The organism is Falsihalocynthiibacter sp. S25ZX9 (assembly GCF_041205405.1).
Taxonomy (GTDB): domain Bacteria; phylum Pseudomonadota; class Alphaproteobacteria; order Rhodobacterales; family Rhodobacteraceae; genus Falsihalocynthiibacter; species Falsihalocynthiibacter arcticus.
The window spans coordinates 130,213-144,415 of sequence record NZ_JBGFCD010000007.1 but is presented as its reverse complement, the minus strand read 5'-3'; the positions used below and the strand labels follow the sequence as shown (position 1 = coordinate 144,415).

General features: G+C 54.7%; 13 protein-coding genes. 9 read left to right on the top strand and 4 right to left on the bottom strand.

The annotated features are described in order from the left end of the window. Window positions 1–41: 41 nt before the first annotated feature. Window positions 42–560 (top strand): winged helix DNA-binding protein, encoded by a 519-nt coding sequence (locus AB9F29_RS10065; protein ID WP_369755559.1) that lies wholly within the window; start codon window positions 42–44, stop codon window positions 558–560. Here AB9F29_RS10065 and AB9F29_RS10060 read toward each other — a convergent pair. From AB9F29_RS10060 to AB9F29_RS10050, 3 genes are all read right to left on the bottom strand, one after another. Continuing rightward, window positions 557–1,858, bottom strand: a complete 1,302-nt coding sequence (locus AB9F29_RS10060; RefSeq protein WP_369755558.1) for a TRAP transporter large permease — start codon at window positions 1,856–1,858, stop codon at window positions 557–559. The genes AB9F29_RS10065 and AB9F29_RS10060 overlap by 4 nt on opposite strands. A gap of 3 nt (window positions 1,859–1,861) precedes the next feature. Further along, the gene (locus AB9F29_RS10055; protein WP_369755557.1) at window positions 1,862–2,389 is read right to left on the bottom strand and encodes a TRAP transporter small permease; all 528 of its coding nucleotides are present in this window, start codon (window positions 2,387–2,389) and stop codon (window positions 1,862–1,864) included. A gap of 65 nt (window positions 2,390–2,454) precedes the next feature. Next, entirely contained in the window at window positions 2,455–3,417 is a 963-nt protein-coding gene (locus AB9F29_RS10050; protein ID WP_369755556.1) for a TRAP transporter substrate-binding protein, read from the bottom strand. Window positions 3,418–3,541: 124 nt separating this feature from the next. Between AB9F29_RS10050 and AB9F29_RS10045 the strand changes: the two genes are divergently transcribed. From AB9F29_RS10045 to AB9F29_RS10030, 4 genes are all read left to right on the top strand, one after another. After that, window positions 3,542–4,294 (top strand): allophanate hydrolase subunit 1, encoded by a 753-nt coding sequence (locus AB9F29_RS10045; RefSeq protein WP_369755555.1) that lies wholly within the window; start codon window positions 3,542–3,544, stop codon window positions 4,292–4,294. Further along, window positions 4,291–5,313, top strand: a complete 1,023-nt coding sequence (locus AB9F29_RS10040) for a biotin-dependent carboxyltransferase family protein (protein WP_369755554.1) — start codon at window positions 4,291–4,293, stop codon at window positions 5,311–5,313. The genes AB9F29_RS10045 and AB9F29_RS10040 overlap by 4 nt, the downstream gene beginning before the upstream one ends. A gap of 1 nt (window position 5,314) precedes the next feature. Beyond that, entirely contained in the window at window positions 5,315–6,073 is a 759-nt protein-coding gene (locus AB9F29_RS10035; protein ID WP_369755553.1) for a LamB/YcsF family protein, read from the top strand. A 253-nt stretch (window positions 6,074–6,326) separates the two neighbouring features. Beyond that, window positions 6,327–7,358, top strand: a complete 1,032-nt coding sequence (locus tag AB9F29_RS10030) for an NADP-dependent oxidoreductase (RefSeq protein WP_369755552.1) — start codon at window positions 6,327–6,329, stop codon at window positions 7,356–7,358. An 82-nt stretch (window positions 7,359–7,440) separates the two neighbouring features. On the opposite strand, the gene cls is transcribed toward AB9F29_RS10030, so the two are convergent. Next, window positions 7,441–8,880: a cardiolipin synthase gene (cls, locus tag AB9F29_RS10025; RefSeq protein WP_369755551.1), complete on the bottom strand. Its 1,440-nt coding sequence runs from the start codon at window positions 8,878–8,880 to the stop codon at window positions 7,441–7,443. Between the two features lie 302 nt (window positions 8,881–9,182). Here cls and AB9F29_RS10020 point away from each other — a divergent pair, with 302 nt between their 5' ends. From AB9F29_RS10020 to AB9F29_RS10005, 4 genes are all read left to right on the top strand, one after another. Continuing rightward, window positions 9,183–10,274 (top strand): MHYT domain-containing protein, encoded by a 1,092-nt coding sequence (locus AB9F29_RS10020; protein ID WP_369755550.1) that lies wholly within the window; start codon window positions 9,183–9,185, stop codon window positions 10,272–10,274. Window positions 10,275–10,402: 128 nt separating this feature from the next. Then, window positions 10,403–11,257, top strand: a complete 855-nt coding sequence (locus AB9F29_RS10015; protein WP_369755548.1) for a xanthine dehydrogenase family protein subunit M — start codon at window positions 10,403–10,405, stop codon at window positions 11,255–11,257. A 10-nt stretch (window positions 11,258–11,267) separates the two neighbouring features. After that, entirely contained in the window at window positions 11,268–11,759 is a 492-nt protein-coding gene (locus tag AB9F29_RS10010; protein ID WP_369755547.1) for a (2Fe-2S)-binding protein, read from the top strand. Next, window positions 11,756–14,176, top strand: a complete 2,421-nt coding sequence (locus AB9F29_RS10005) for an aerobic carbon-monoxide dehydrogenase large subunit (RefSeq protein ID WP_335586874.1) — start codon at window positions 11,756–11,758, stop codon at window positions 14,174–14,176. The genes AB9F29_RS10010 and AB9F29_RS10005 overlap by 4 nt, the downstream gene beginning before the upstream one ends. The last annotated feature ends 27 nt before the right edge of the window (window positions 14,177–14,203 follow it).

Sequence of the window (14,203 nt, the reverse complement as noted above, 5' to 3'; positions counted from 1 at the left end):
ATTATGTTGATACTTTATCTTTAATTTATCTGCGAGTTGCTATGACCATGCCCCCGAATAATCGACGTATTGTTTCATCCCGTCACTTGGCGGAGGGCGATGGCTGGGAGGCGTCGGAGTTTGAATACGGGCTGATCATTGCTCATAACGCTTTCAATCGTTGGATGCAGCGCTGCATGACGGCGGCGGGAATGCCCGAATTGTCACCGCTCGAAATTCTGGTGCTGCACAATACCAATCATCGGGATCGTGAAAAGCGCCTTACCGATATTGCGTTTTTACTGAATATTGAGGATTCTCATACGGTAACCTACGCCTTACGAAAACTGTTAAAACTTGGACTGCTGACTTCGGAAAAACGGGGTAAAGAGGTGTTTTACAAGGCGTCGGACGCAGGGCAAGCGCTGTGCCAACGCTACCGTGATGTGCGGGCCCAATGCTTGCTGGAATCCTTGCCCCATTCGGGATTGGCGGGCGAAGAGTTGCGAGAGATTGCTGCCGCGCTTCGGGCTATGTCAGGCCTTTTTGATCAAGCCAGTCGCGCGGCAGCCTCGCTTTAATTGTTCATTGCGTCAGGTAGAAAAGTGACTATTTGTGGGAAGATCGTGATCAATAGGGTGCCAAACAGCAACAGGAAAAAGAACGGCAGCGCCGCACGGGCAACCCGCAGGATGTTGATGCCAGTCAGCCCTTGAATGACAAACAGATTGAAACCAACAGGCGGCGTGATCTGGCTCATTTCCACAACCAGAACGAGGTAAATCCCGAACCAAAGCGGATCAATGCCCACGGCTTCGACCATGGGTAGGATGATCGAGGTGGTCAGGACGACAACCGAAATACCATCCAGAAAACACCCCAAAACGATAAAGAAAACCGTCAGCACGGCAAGCAGTGCATAGGGCGACAGGTTGAACGTCGCGATCCATTCCGCCAGATGGCGTGGAATACCAGTGAAGCCCATGGAAATGGCCAAAAAGGCCGCGCCCAGAAGGATAAAGGCGATCATACAGGAGGTCCGCGTGGCGGACATCAGCGCTTCCTTGAATTGCTCCCAGCCAAAACCGCCAGAACTGAGCGCAAGGATAGTTGCGAGCACGACGCCAACGGCAGCCGCGTCGGTGGGTGAGGCAACGCCCGTGTAAATCGTGCCAATCACCCCGCCAATCAGGAGTAAAACGGGGATCAGACGGCGGGACGCTCTGAGTTTGGCGCGAAAGGGGAGCGTAATTTCTTCGGAGGGAAAGTCGGAGGGATTGCGCCATGCGCTAAACATCACATAGCCCGCGAACAGTGAAACCAGCATAATGCCGGGGAGGATTCCCGCAACAAAAAGGCGGGCGATGGATTGCTCGGTGGCTACGCCATAAACGATCAAGATGATCGAAGGCGGGATCAGGAGGCCTAAAGTAGCGGAGCCTGCGAGGGTACCGAGGATCAGATGCTCGGGGTAGCCGCGTTTGGTTAATTCAGGCACGGACATTCGGCCAATCGTGGCTGCTGTGGCCGCTGAGGAGCCAGACACCGCTGCAAAGATCGCGCAACCAAGCACGTTGACGTGCAGCAATCGGCCCGGAACGCGGCCCAGCCATGGCGCGAGGCCAGAAAACATGTCTTGGCTCAAACGCGACCGAAGCAGGATTTCCCCCATCAGAATAAAGAGGGGCAGGGCGGCGAGGGGCCAGCTGTGGCTGTGACCCCAGAGGGTGGTCGCCAAAACGAGACCTTGCGGCGCGTTGGAGAAGAAAACGAGCGCGGCCAATGCCATGATCGTTAGGGAAATCGCAACCCAGACTCCCATAGCAAGAAGGGAGAGCAAAAGCCCAAGCAGGAGGAGGAAAATTGCGGGGTCGGACATGGGCTACTCCGATCCGGTGTCAGTGAGGATGGGGGATTTGGCGCGCAGGCTTTCGAGAAGCGTGTCGACAAAAGCGAGGGTCAAAAGCGCGAGGCCCGCGACCATGGTGAGCTGCGGTATCCAGAGGGAAATGGCGATAATGCCAGTGGATTTATCCCCGTAATGCCAGCTCTCCTGTACCAAAGCGGCGGTGAAATACGTGGCATAACTCGAGACCGCCGCACCAATAACCAGCGTTCCGATCTCCAAAATCCATCTGGAGTGCTCCGGAAGGCGCTGAACCAGCAGGTTGACGCGAATATGGGTGCCAGACCGCAACGTATATGCCATGGCCATGAAACTGGCGGTGGCAAGGAAATATCCAGCAAAATCCGCATAGGACGGGATGGTGTAGGACCAATCAGGGCCGCCGATCCGCGCGAGGATATTCAAGCTGACCTGTGCTGTTACCAGAAGGCAAATCGCCACAATGGCAAGTGCCGCGATGGCGGCGGCAAAGGTATAGAGTCGATCAAGACTGGTGCGTAACATGGTGTGCCCCTCCCAAAGCAAAAAGCGCCCCGCTGTGAGCAGCGGAGCGCTTGGGGTAATGTGGGTTACTCTTGGTAGGCGTTCAGGATCGCTAAGGCGTCGGGGCTTGCGCTTGCTTTCCAATTGTCGAGCATTGTCGCGCCGATGGATTGCAAACCGCTGACCAAAGCTTCGGAAGGTTCAACGATGATCATGCCGTTATCGGCCATGATTTGGGTCTTGTCGGCGGCTTCTGCTTTGGACATTTCCCAACCGCGAACTTCGGCGGCTGCGGCAGCTTCTAGCACGGCAGCTTGAACTTCGGGCGCAAGCCCGTCGAAGCTGCGTTTGTTGACGACAACGATGTTTTTAGGAACCCAAGCGTCGATCGCGGTGTAATGGGACACAAAATCCCAAGCCGTGGAATTGGCACCAGTCGAGGGAGAGGTGATCATTGCTTCCACTTGGCCAGTGGCAAAGGCTTGCGCGATATCGGAGGCTTCGACTTGTACGGGGGCGGCCTTAGCGAGGGCTGCGAATTCTTCTAGGGCAGCATTATACGCGCGGAAACGCAGGCCAGACAGCCCGTCGATATCAGCGATTTCACCTTTGGTATAAAGGCCTTGGGCGGGCCATGGCACCGAGAAAAGCGGCATCAAGTCTTGTTCCGCGAGGAGGGCGGTGATGACGGGTTTTTGAGCGTCCCAAAGCTTGGCTGCATCCGCGTAACTGGTGGCCACAAAAGGTTGGCTGTCGATGCCAAAGGCCAGATCTTCGTTGGACAGGGTAGACAAGAAAAACTCGCCGATGGGGACCTGACGAGAGCGCACAGCGGTTTTGATTTCGCCGTGGGGAAACAAAGAACCCGCCGAATGGACGGTGATTTCAAGGGCGCCATCGGTGGCTTTTGCGACATCGTCGGCAAACTGTAGGATGTTGACCGTGTGGAAGGTGCTGTCGCCATATGGTGTTGGCATGTCCCAAGTTTCCGCGAATGCTGGGGCGGCTAGTCCAAGGCCCATGGCGAGCGTGGCTGCATATTTTAACATTTGTGATCTCCCGTTGATGGCGTTTTTATGATTGAAGCCATTTAATGATATAACGTTGACAAATTGTCATTGTTTTGCGATTCTGGTCAAGCAGAATCTTTTTTGAACCCAGAAAAGGCATGAAATGACCAATTCCAACGGAGATATTTCGCCTGAAGTTCTGCCTATGGGGCAAGACGGGCTGATTGTGCGCTTTGCTTTGACGAGTTCTGCGCAGGCCACAAGTGCCGTGCAGCGGTTTTTCGGCATTGCAGATGCGGCAAAGCTTAGCGGCGTGCACGAGATCGCGGCGGCTTTGACCTCGGTCCTCTTCAAATTTGACCCATTGCGCACAACGCGCGCTGAATTGGCGAAAGAGCTTGAAGTCTTGCTTGCACGGTTTGATTTGCAAGCGACTGAAATGCCCGATGCGATACGTCTTTGGCATATTCCAGTTCAATTCGGCGGCACGGTTGGACCACAATTGCAGGAGGCCGCCGCGATGGCCGGACGTTCTGAGGCGCAGGCAATAAGCGATGTGACGGACACAGACCTACGGGTTTTGACCATCGGATTTGCACCGGGCCAACCTTATATTGGCCTGCTCCCGCCACAATGGGATTTGCCGCGGCAAACAGAATTGACGCCAAAAGTCCCAGCGGGGGCTTTGGTTGTGGCCGTGCGCCAATTGGTCCTTTTTGCCAACCCGAGTGTGACGGGCTGGCGGCAAATTGGGCTTTGTGCGTTTCGGCCGTTTTTACCCACACGCAGCGAGCCTATTGCCTTGCAACAGGGGGACGCACTGCGCTTTTCTGCGGTCACTGAGGATGAAATGGCCCGCATTTCGGTGGATAATCCGGACGGGCTTGGCGGCGCACGTTGCGAGGTGCTCCGATGAGCGGCACCCTGACGATTGAGCGGGCAGGACCAAGCATGAGCGTGCAAGATTTGGGGCGACCAAACCATATCGCGCAGGGGCTTTCGGCGGGGGGCGCTGCGGACCGTCTTGCCTTGTTCGAGGCGACTGCGTTGTTAGGTTTGCCCGACGTGATCCCCGCGATCGAAATGGCGGGTATGGGCGGCGTGTTTAGCTGTGATGTGCCGATGCGCTTCGCTCTAACGGGTGCGCCAATGCGTGCGAGTATTGATGAGCGGCCCATTAGTTGGAACATGACGCATCTCCTTTTGCCCAATCAGCGTTTGACAATTGGCGGCGCGTTGCACGGCACATATGGCTATCTTACTCCTGCCGCAGGATTGGTTGCGCCCGAGTGGATGGGCAGTATTTCGACCCACCTTGTGGCAGGGGTTGGCGAGGCTTTGGCGGCAGGGGATATGCTTGCGTTGAAACAGGATACAGACATCGCCGCCCCCTCACAAAAACTCGTTCCAAGTGCGCGCTTTTCTGGAGGCGTCATACGCATGATCGCAGGGCCACAGACGGAATTCTTTAGCACCGAAACTCTGGCGCGCTTTCAATCGACCACATTTCTCCGAAGCGCACAGGCCAACCGGCAAGGCCTGAGATTGGAAACCTCGGAGCCGCCGTTTGCCAATATTGCACCCAAAGGCTTGGCGTCCGAATTTATCATGCCCGGGGATATCCAAATGACGGGGGATGGCGTGCCCTTTGTTTTATTATGTGAATGCCAAACGGTTGGCGGCTATCCGCGTATTGGCACGGTCGTTGCACAGGATTTGCCCCTTGTGGCACAGGCCTCGGCGGGAGCCAATTTGCGGTTCGAAATGGTCGCGTTGGAGGTTGCTGATGCAAGTGCCCCCAATGAGGCCGAGCAGTTGCGGGTGCTGCGAACCAAGGTGCAGCCTGCCCTGCGTGACCCGCATGATATCGCGGATTTACTCAGGTACCAATTGATCAGTGGCGTGACCGCTGGCGACGATCTGGAAAGGACGTAAAATGGCCAAGACAATCGATCTGAACGCGGACATGGGCGAGGGTTTCGGCCCATGGAAAATGGGCAATGACGCGGCCCTTCTGGATGTTGTCAGCTCCGCCAATATTGCCTGCGGTTTTCACGCAGGTGATGCGGATACAATGGCGCAAACGATGCAAGTGGCCCTTGAAAAGGGCGTCGGCATTGGCGCGCATCCAGGCTTTGCGGATTTGCAGGGTTTCGGGCGCCGTCGCATTGCTCTGTCGGACGCCGAACTTGCGCATATGGTCACCTATCAGTTGGGTGCAGCGGCTGCGATGGCACGCAGCGTTGGTGGGGAGGTTCGGCATTTAAAGCTGCATGGCGCCCTTGCGAATATGGCTTCGGAATCTGAGTCGATGGCGCGGGTTTGTTATGAGGCCGCTTTGAAAGTTCAGCCCGATATCATTCTGATGGTCTTGACCGCGACGGCGATGGAGGCTGTGGCAAAGGATTTGGGCTGTGCGTGGGCGGGCGAAATATTTGCGGATCGGGCCTATAACGATGACGCGACGTTGGTTACGCGTGGCACTCCGGGGGCGGTTATTACGGACCCTGACGTGGCGGCGGTGCGGATTGTTGCGATGCTTGAAGCAGGCGGAATTATCGCCCAAAGCGGTAAGGTTATCCCGTGTCAGATTGATACCATCTGCTTGCATGGTGACGGCGAAAGCGCGGTTCCTATGGCGCGTGGGCTGCGGGCGAAGCTGGAATTGTCTGGCTACAACATCCGCGCGTTTTAGCTCCGTGACCGATAGATAAAGACATGCCGTCGAGTGGGGGATTTCGCCTGTCTTGCGTTTGGGATAACGATGCCTAAAACTAGAAGGTTTTCTAGGCTTGAGAGGTTGAATTTAACAAAGTGAACTACCAAGTTTAGTTTGTAAGGACGCACTTCAGATTGATCCAAATAAAGATGTTAGATTTGCGGCTGCTGTGAGATTGATGAAGTGTTCGCCCCCCCGTTGCGATTGAATACATAAAAGGACAAGAAAAATGACACAAAAAACAACCGAAAACCGCCGTCTGGTACTCGCCCAAAGACCAAAAGGCGAACCAGATGCCAACACTTTGCGGCTTGAAACGGTTGCTATACCCGTGCCCGAGAAAGGGCAAATGTTGCTCCGAAATGAGTATTTGTCCCTAGACCCCTACATGCGTGGCCGCATGAGCGACGCGCCGTCCTATGCGGCCCCCGTTGAGGTGGATGCACCAATGATTGGCGGGACCGTTTCGCAGGTTGTTTCCTCGCACCTAGACGGGTTTGCCGAGGGCGACTGGGTTGTTGCGTTTGGCGGATGGCAGGACTACGCGCTGTCGGACGGAACCGGCATCATTAACATGGGCAAAAATCCGGAAAACCCATCGTGGGCGCTTGGCGTTTTGGGCATGCCCGGCCTCACGGCTTGGGCCGCGCTAAAGCATATCGGACAGCCTAAAGCGGGTGAAACGCTGGTGGTTGCGGGGGCAAGTGGGCCTGTGGGCGCCACCGTTGGGCAGATCGGTAAGATTTTGGGTCTGCGGGTCGTTGGGATCGCGGGTGGCGCTGATAAATGTAAACATGTTGTGGAAAATCTTGGGTTTGATGCCTGTATTGACTACAAAGCCGACGGTTTTGCCGAGACGTTGAAATCGGCTGTTCCAGAAGGCATCGACATTTATTTTGAGAACGTCGGCGGCGCTGTTTTCGATGCGGTTCTTCCTTTGCTGAACACTTTGGCGCGTATTCCACTCTGCGGGTTGATCTCGCAGTATAACGCCACATCTCTGCCTGATGGACCGGATCGGATGAACTATCTGATGGGGCAAATTTTGCGCAAACGTCTTACAATGCGCGGCTTTATCGTCTTTGATGATTTTGGCCAGTATTATCCCGAATTCGCCAGTGAAATGGGCGCATGGGTGCGCGAAGGGAAAATCAAGTATCGCGAAGAGATGATTGAAGGTCTGGAACAAGCTCCAGAGGCCTTTATCGGTCTTCTGAGGGGCGAAGCTTTCGGAAAACGGGTTATTCACCTCGGTAACTAAATCAAACGAAACAGGCCGCATTCATTATAAGAAGTGCGGCCTGTTTTGCCTGAAATTCTATGCGGGTTTAGGCGACGCCCAACTATAAAAGTGGTCCAACAATTGAGAGCGCATTGTTCCAGAGACGTTGCCACCATTTCCAGTTCTGGACCTCCTCGACTGTGACCAAGCGACACTCTTTTAGGTAGTCCTCTTGGCGTGCGCGCATTGCTTTGGTCATGCCGTGGTCTTGGAGGAGGATGTTATTCTCATAGTTGAGGTCAAAGCTGCGGCGATCCATATTCGCCGACCCAATGAAGGTGATTTCATCGTCAACGGTCATTGATTTGGTGTGCAGAAGTCCCGCTTCATATTCGTAAATCGTAACGCCAGCCGCCAACAGGTCTGCGTAATAGCTGCGACTCGATGCGCCGACGGCGAAATCATCGTTGCGGGCTGGAAAAATGATGGTCGTCTTGACACCACGGTTGCCCGCGGCACAAATCGCAGCCTGTAACGCGTCGACGGGCACGTAATAGGGCGTGGTGATGAAAAGTTCGCGCGTGGCCGAATAGATCAGGGTCACAAACATTTCCGGCATCGCGGAGGCTCGCGACGTGGGGCCCGAAGTAACCACTTGAGCGGGGAAACCTTCAGCATAGTCGGGATACGGGTGGCTCAAAACGCTTGTGATATCCTCTTGGTTGCTTTCCATCCAATCGCCGACAAACACGCGTTGGTTTTGGCGGACAATCGGCCCTTCAAAGCGCATAACGGCATCCACCCACGGCGCGAATTTTGCCTTCTGGACAAACTCTGGGTCGGCGCAATTTTGGCTGCCGCAATAGGTGATTTTATTATCGATAACGAGGATTTTTCGGTGATTTCGCAAGTCAATGCGACCGTCAAAAATGCGCGCGATTGGGTTGCCCACTTTAAGGGCGACGGCGGTATTTACGCCTGCTGCGGCCATCTCTTTCCAGAGGTCGGATTTCACCATGCTGCGCGATCCGATGTCGTCGACCATTGCGCGACAGGTCACGCCTCGGGCGGCGGCGCGTTTGAGGGCCTCCGCCATTTTGGTACCATTGCGATCGGGCACCCAGATGTAGAAAATGAGGTGAACGTGGTCTTGTGCGGCGTCCACATCGGCAACCATCGCGTCGATCGCCGCATTGGAGTTGTCCATAAGGCGCGCGGAATTTCCACCAACGGGCGAAAATCCACTGATCGATGTCCCGACATTAAAGAGCGGCAGATGCACGTCCTTAATTTTGGGTTGGGACATGGCAAGGCCGCCGCCCTCAGGGTCTGGGGCGCTTTCCAAGGTCGCTTTTACGTCCTTCATGCGCTTGAGGCGTTTGCGCCCGATGCTGGTTTCGCCCAGCATAATATAGGCGGCCACGCCGACAAACGGTATCGCAAGGACAGTCGCAATCCACGCAGCCCGCGCCGCAGGATCGCGGTTGGGACGCAGAAGAATTCGAACAACACATAGCGCGACAATGAGGAAACCAGAGAGAGCAATGAGCAAAAGGGCCACCTGTTGAGCTGGAAAAGGAAAAATATAAAAGAGGTCTTTCGATTAACATAGGGCAGGAACAGGCGAAGAAGAAAGGGCATTTTGGGCTTGATCCCAAATGAGAATATGCGCGAGGGGGGGCGCCGCCACACAGCAAGATTACCAGGCCCCTCAAGGCAGAGATCTAGAGCATAGAACCAAAGTTGGCAGCAGTGAACCTCTGGGGCGTGAAGTCTCCGACGGTGTTGAACCTTGACAAGGTCACTGTCGATAGACGAGCAATGAGCACAAATTGTACATTTCACGCCGCGGGAGGAGACGGAGTGTTTTTAGACTATTCACATAACTATCTGTTTGTCTTTGCCGCCGTGGCTGTGTCCCTTATGGCGAGTTTTACGGGGTTGGCGTTGACGCGTGGCGTCTCTCTTTTGCCTGAAAATCAGCGTAAACAGCGGATCGCGATGGCCTCGGTGGCCTTGGGCGGCGGTATTTGGGCCATGCATTTTGTGGCCATGCTTGGGCTGCAATTGCCGATCCTGTTTTACTACGATGCCCTGACAACCTTGATTTCAGCCCTCACGGCGATTCTTGTGGTCGGTATCGCTTTGTTAGTTATGCATTTTCGCAAACGAACACGTTTGAGCATTATCTTGGCGGGAACGATTGCCGGATTGGGGATTTCGGCGATGCATTACATCGGCATGTCGGGAATGCAGCTGTGTACGGCGGTTTATACTCCGTTTGGTGTCTTGCTCGCGGTCGCGTCGTCGGTGGTACTCGGCATTGGAACCTTTGCAATCGCTTACGGCGAACGCACGCATCGCAGTATCATTTTGGGAACGCTCACCTTTGGGATCGCCGTTTGTGCGGTGCATTTTCTGGCGATGGCTGGAACGAACTATCTGGAGGTGGATAATGTGGGGACGTTGGCGGCCCTCATCGACAACGAAACACTGGCCTTGATCGTCACGCTTATTGCGTTTTTTATCTGCGGTGGTTTTTTGTTGCTCGGGGTGACTTTTATTCCCGCTCCCACGGCAACACCCCCTTTGGTTGAGCAAGAAAAATCGGGCCACCCGACAACCTCAGTGCCTTATCAAAAAGATGGGCATGTTCAATTCATTCGTCCCTCTGAAATCGCGGGCCTTCGCGCCGAGGGCCATTATAGTATTATCTATACTGGGAGCGACAAACTGTTCTGCCCATGGTCGATCACCGAAGCGGAGAGCCGACTGCTTAAGGGAAGCTTTATTCGTTGCCATCGCAGCTACCTGATTAACCCTGAACACGTCACGAGTTTCGAGCGTAAAAAGGACTCAGGCGTTTGTTTGTTCGCGGGCAGCCTCGCCTTGGGGGCCGTCCCCGTGAGCCGCTCGCGGATGGCCGAAGTCCGAACGGCGTTTGGCCTCATCTAGATCGCAACTCGTGCAGCTTATTCGCATTTCGTGAATTTTTCGACCCAAGCGGTGCGTCAAATGCGTGGACCTCGCCGCTTTAGGCACAGACTTTCCCCAATCAGTTTAGACAATTAGGGAGGTCGACAATGATACCATCAGCATTTGAGTATCACCGCCCCGCCGATGTAAAATCAGCGGTCGGAATTTTACACGAACAAGGGGATGAGGCACGGGTTCTTGCAGGGGGGCACAGTTTGATCCCGATGATGAAGCTGCGGATGGCGGCCGTGACTCACCTTGTTGACCTGCAAGATATCGCCGAATTGAAGGCGATCAACATTGACGGCGGCAAAATTTCCATTGGGGCAATGGTCACGCAGCACTCCCTAATCGCAGACGCCGCGCTGGCCAAGGCTGCGCCCATTTTGCGCGAGGCTGCGCTGCAAATCGCCGACCCACAAGTGCGCTATTGCGGCACGATTGGCGGCAATGTGGCCAACGGCGATCCAGCGAATGACATGCCGGGCATCATGCAATGCTTGGACGCGACTTTTACGTTGGCGGGGCCAGACGGGACGCGCGAGGTGAAGGCCCGTGATTTTTACGAGGCCGCCTATGTGACAGCCTGCGAAGACGACGAAATCCTTGTTTTGATCAGCTTTGATCCAACAAGCGGCGGGTATGCCTACGAAAAGCAAAAGCGCAAAATCGGCGATTATGCGACGGCGGCCTGTGCGGTGCTTGTTTCAATGGATGGCGGAACCTGTACTGCGGCATCAATTGCGATGACCAATCTTTCCGACACTCCGATCTGGTCCGAGGCGGCGAGTGCTTCACTTGTTGGCACCAAATGCAGCACGGACGATATCAAAAACGCTGTCGCCAATGCGCTGGCCGATATTGACCCCACCGAAGATAATCGTGGCCCAGTTGCGTTTAAAATGCACGTGGCCTCCATTGTTATCACGCGCGCAATTACCCGCGCAATCGCGGCTGCGTAGGAGAAAAAACATGAGCAAAATGCACTTAAAACTCACCGTCAATGGCAAGGCAGAAGAACTGCTGGTTGAGCCACGCGAACTCCTTATCCATGTATTGCGGGAAAAACTGAACGTCACCGGCCCCCATATTGGATGTGAAACCTCGCATTGCGGCGCCTGTACCGTTGAATTGGATGGTAAATCCGTCAAGTCCTGCACGGTTTTTGCGGCCCAAGCCAATGGTGCCGAGGTTACAACAATCGAGGGCCTTTCGCCGCTTGGTGAAATGAACGTTCTGCAAAACGCCTTTCGGGAGCACCACGGACTTCAGTGCGGTTTTTGCACTCCCGGTATGATTACCCGTGCGCACCGCTTGCTTCAGGAAAACCCGACGCCGACCGAAGAAGACGTACGTTTCGGCATGGCGGGCAACCTGTGCCGCTGTACCGGATATCAAAATATCGTCAAATCAATCATGGCCGCAGCCTCAGAAATGAACGCAGCCAAGGAGGCGGCAGAATGAATGATCAAACCCCCACAAGCGTAGAGCGCGCCACGAAACTCAAAGGTCTTGGCCATTCCCGCAAACGCGTCGAAGACGTGCGATTTACCCAAGGCAAAGGCAATTATGTCGACGACATCAAGATGCCCGGAATGCTGTTTGGCGATTTTGTGCGCTCGCCCTATGCGCATGCGAAGATCAAGTCGATCAACATCGAAGCCGCAATGGCGCTTCCAGGTGTGATTGCTGTTTTGACGGCCAAAGATTTGGAGCCGTTAGGTTTACATTGGATGCCGACACTGGCCGGTGACAAGCAGATGGTTCTGGCCGATGGCAAGGTTCTGTTTCAGGGGCAAGAAGTTGCTTTCGTGGTCGCAGAAGACCGCTACATCAACGCCGACGCCATCGATTTGGTTGAGGTCGAGTATGAAGAGCTGCCTGTTGTCACGGACCCATTTAAGGCGCTCTTGCCTGATGCGCCTGTGCTGCGCGAAGATCTTGCCGGCCAGACAAGTGGGGCGCATGGTGCGCGTAAACACCACAACCATATCTTCCTGTGGGAAGTTGGTGACGAGGCGGCGACAGACGAGGTTATGGCCGATGCTGACGTCGTCGCCGAAGAAACCGTGTATTATCATCGCACGCATCCCTGCCCATTGGAAACATGCGGTTGTGTCGCGTCGATGGACAAGGTTAACGGCAAACTCACCCTGTGGGGCACCTTCCAAGCGCCTCATGTGGTGCGGACGGTAGCGTCGCTTCTGTCTGGGATCGAAGAGCACAACATCCGCGTAGTTTCCCCCGATATTGGCGGTGGTTTTGGCAATAAAGTTGGGGTTTACCCTGGGTATATTTGCTCCATCGTGGCCTCGATTGTTACAGGGCGACCTGTGAAATGGATCGAAGACCGGATGGACAATCTGATGGCCACCGCCTTCGCGCGTGACTATTGGATGAAAGGCAAAATTAGCGCCACCAAAGACGGCAAAATCACAGGCCTTCATTGCCAAGTAACCGCCGATCACGGTGCTTTTGACGCCTGCGCCGATCCGACCAAATTCCCAGCGGGCTTCATGAGTATTTGCACGGGATCCTATGATATTCCTGTGGCTTACCTCGGCGTTGATGGTGTTTATACCAACAAAGCACCGGGCGGCGTTTCGTATCGTTGTTCCTTCCGCGTTACGGAGGCGGCCTATTTTATTGAGAGGATGATCGAAGTCCTCGCGATTAAGTTGGGCATGGATGCCGCCGAATTGCGTGCCAAGAATTTCATCAAGAAAGATCAGTTCCCGTATCAATCCGCCCTTGGGTGGGAATACGACTCGGGCGACTATCACACGGCTTGGGAAAAGGCGCTCAAAGCTGTCGATTATGACGCTTTGCGCGTTGAGCAAGCCGAGCGTGTCGAAGCGTTTAAGCGCGGCGAAACGCGGAAACTTCTGGGCATTGGCCTGAGCCACTTTACCGAGATTGTGGGAGCGGGACCGGTGAAAAACTGTGACATCCTTGGAATGGGTATGTTTGACAGTTGCGAAATTCGCATTCACCCAACAGGGTCCGCAATTGCGCGTTTGGGAACGATTTCCCAAGGGCAGGGCCATGCCACAACCTTCGCTCAAATTCTAGCGAGCGAGATTGGCATTTCTGCCGACAGCATCACGATTGAGGAAGGCGATACAGATACGGCTCCTTACGGACTTGGAACCTATGGATCGCGTTCAACTCCTGTTGCGGGCGCTGCGGCGGCCATGGCGGGTCGCAAAATTCGAGCCAAAGCACAGATGATCGCGGCTTATCTGTTGGAGGTTCACGACGGCGATTTGGAATGGGACGTTGATCGTTTCATCGTCAAAGGCGCTCCTGAGCAGTTCAAAACCATGACGGAAATCGCCTATGCTTCCTATAATCAGGCGATCCCAGGGCTTGAGCCAGGATTGGAGGCGGTCAGCTATTATGACCCGCCCAACATGACCTATCCGTTTGGGGCGTATATCTGTGTTATGGAAATCGACGTCGACACGGGCACGCATGAAGTGCGCAGATTCTATGCGTTGGATGATTGCGGAACCCGTATCAACCCGATGATTATCGAAGGCCAAGTGCATGGCGGAGCAACCGAAGCCTATGCCATCGCGATGGGCCAAGAGCTTGCCTATGACGAAATCGGCAATGTCAAAACTGGCACGTTGATGGACTTCTTCCTACCGACCTCATGGGAAACACCAACCTATGAAACCGACTTCACCGAAACCCCAAGCCCGCATCACCCGATCGGTGCAAAAGGTGTTGGTGAAAGTCCAAATGTGGGTGGCGTTCCAGCGTTTTCAAACGCGGTCCATGATGCTTTCCGGCCCTTTGGCTTGAAACAGTCGCACATGCCGCACGATCAATGGCGCATTTGGAAAATCGCCAATGATCTTGGCTTGCACAGCTAGAAAAGGAGTGTCGGGCGACTGCGCGTC

Bases quoted from the DNA above. Each gene is read 5' to 3' on its own strand.
- AB9F29_RS10065 (WP_369755559.1), top strand. From the start codon at position 42: ATGACCATGCCCCCGAATAATCGACGTATTGTTTCATCCCGTCACTTG.
- AB9F29_RS10060 (WP_369755558.1), bottom strand. From the start codon at position 1,858: ATGTCCGACCCCGCAATTTTCCTCCTCCTGCTTGGGCTTTTGCTCTCC.
- AB9F29_RS10055 (WP_369755557.1), bottom strand. From the start codon at position 2,389: ATGTTACGCACCAGTCTTGATCGACTCTATACCTTTGCCGCCGCCATC.
- AB9F29_RS10050 (WP_369755556.1), bottom strand. From the start codon at position 3,417: ATGTTAAAATATGCAGCCACGCTCGCCATGGGCCTTGGACTAGCCGCC.
- AB9F29_RS10045 (WP_369755555.1), top strand. From the start codon at position 3,542: ATGACCAATTCCAACGGAGATATTTCGCCTGAAGTTCTGCCTATGGGG.
- AB9F29_RS10040 (WP_369755554.1), top strand. From the start codon at position 4,291: ATGAGCGGCACCCTGACGATTGAGCGGGCAGGACCAAGCATGAGCGTG.
- AB9F29_RS10035 (WP_369755553.1), top strand. From the start codon at position 5,315: ATGGCCAAGACAATCGATCTGAACGCGGACATGGGCGAGGGTTTCGGC.
- AB9F29_RS10030 (WP_369755552.1), top strand. From the start codon at position 6,327: ATGACACAAAAAACAACCGAAAACCGCCGTCTGGTACTCGCCCAAAGA.
- AB9F29_RS10015 (WP_369755548.1), top strand. From the start codon at position 10,403: ATGATACCATCAGCATTTGAGTATCACCGCCCCGCCGATGTAAAATCA.
- AB9F29_RS10010 (WP_369755547.1), top strand. From the start codon at position 11,268: ATGAGCAAAATGCACTTAAAACTCACCGTCAATGGCAAGGCAGAAGAA.
- AB9F29_RS10005 (WP_335586874.1), top strand. From the start codon at position 11,756: ATGAATGATCAAACCCCCACAAGCGTAGAGCGCGCCACGAAACTCAAA.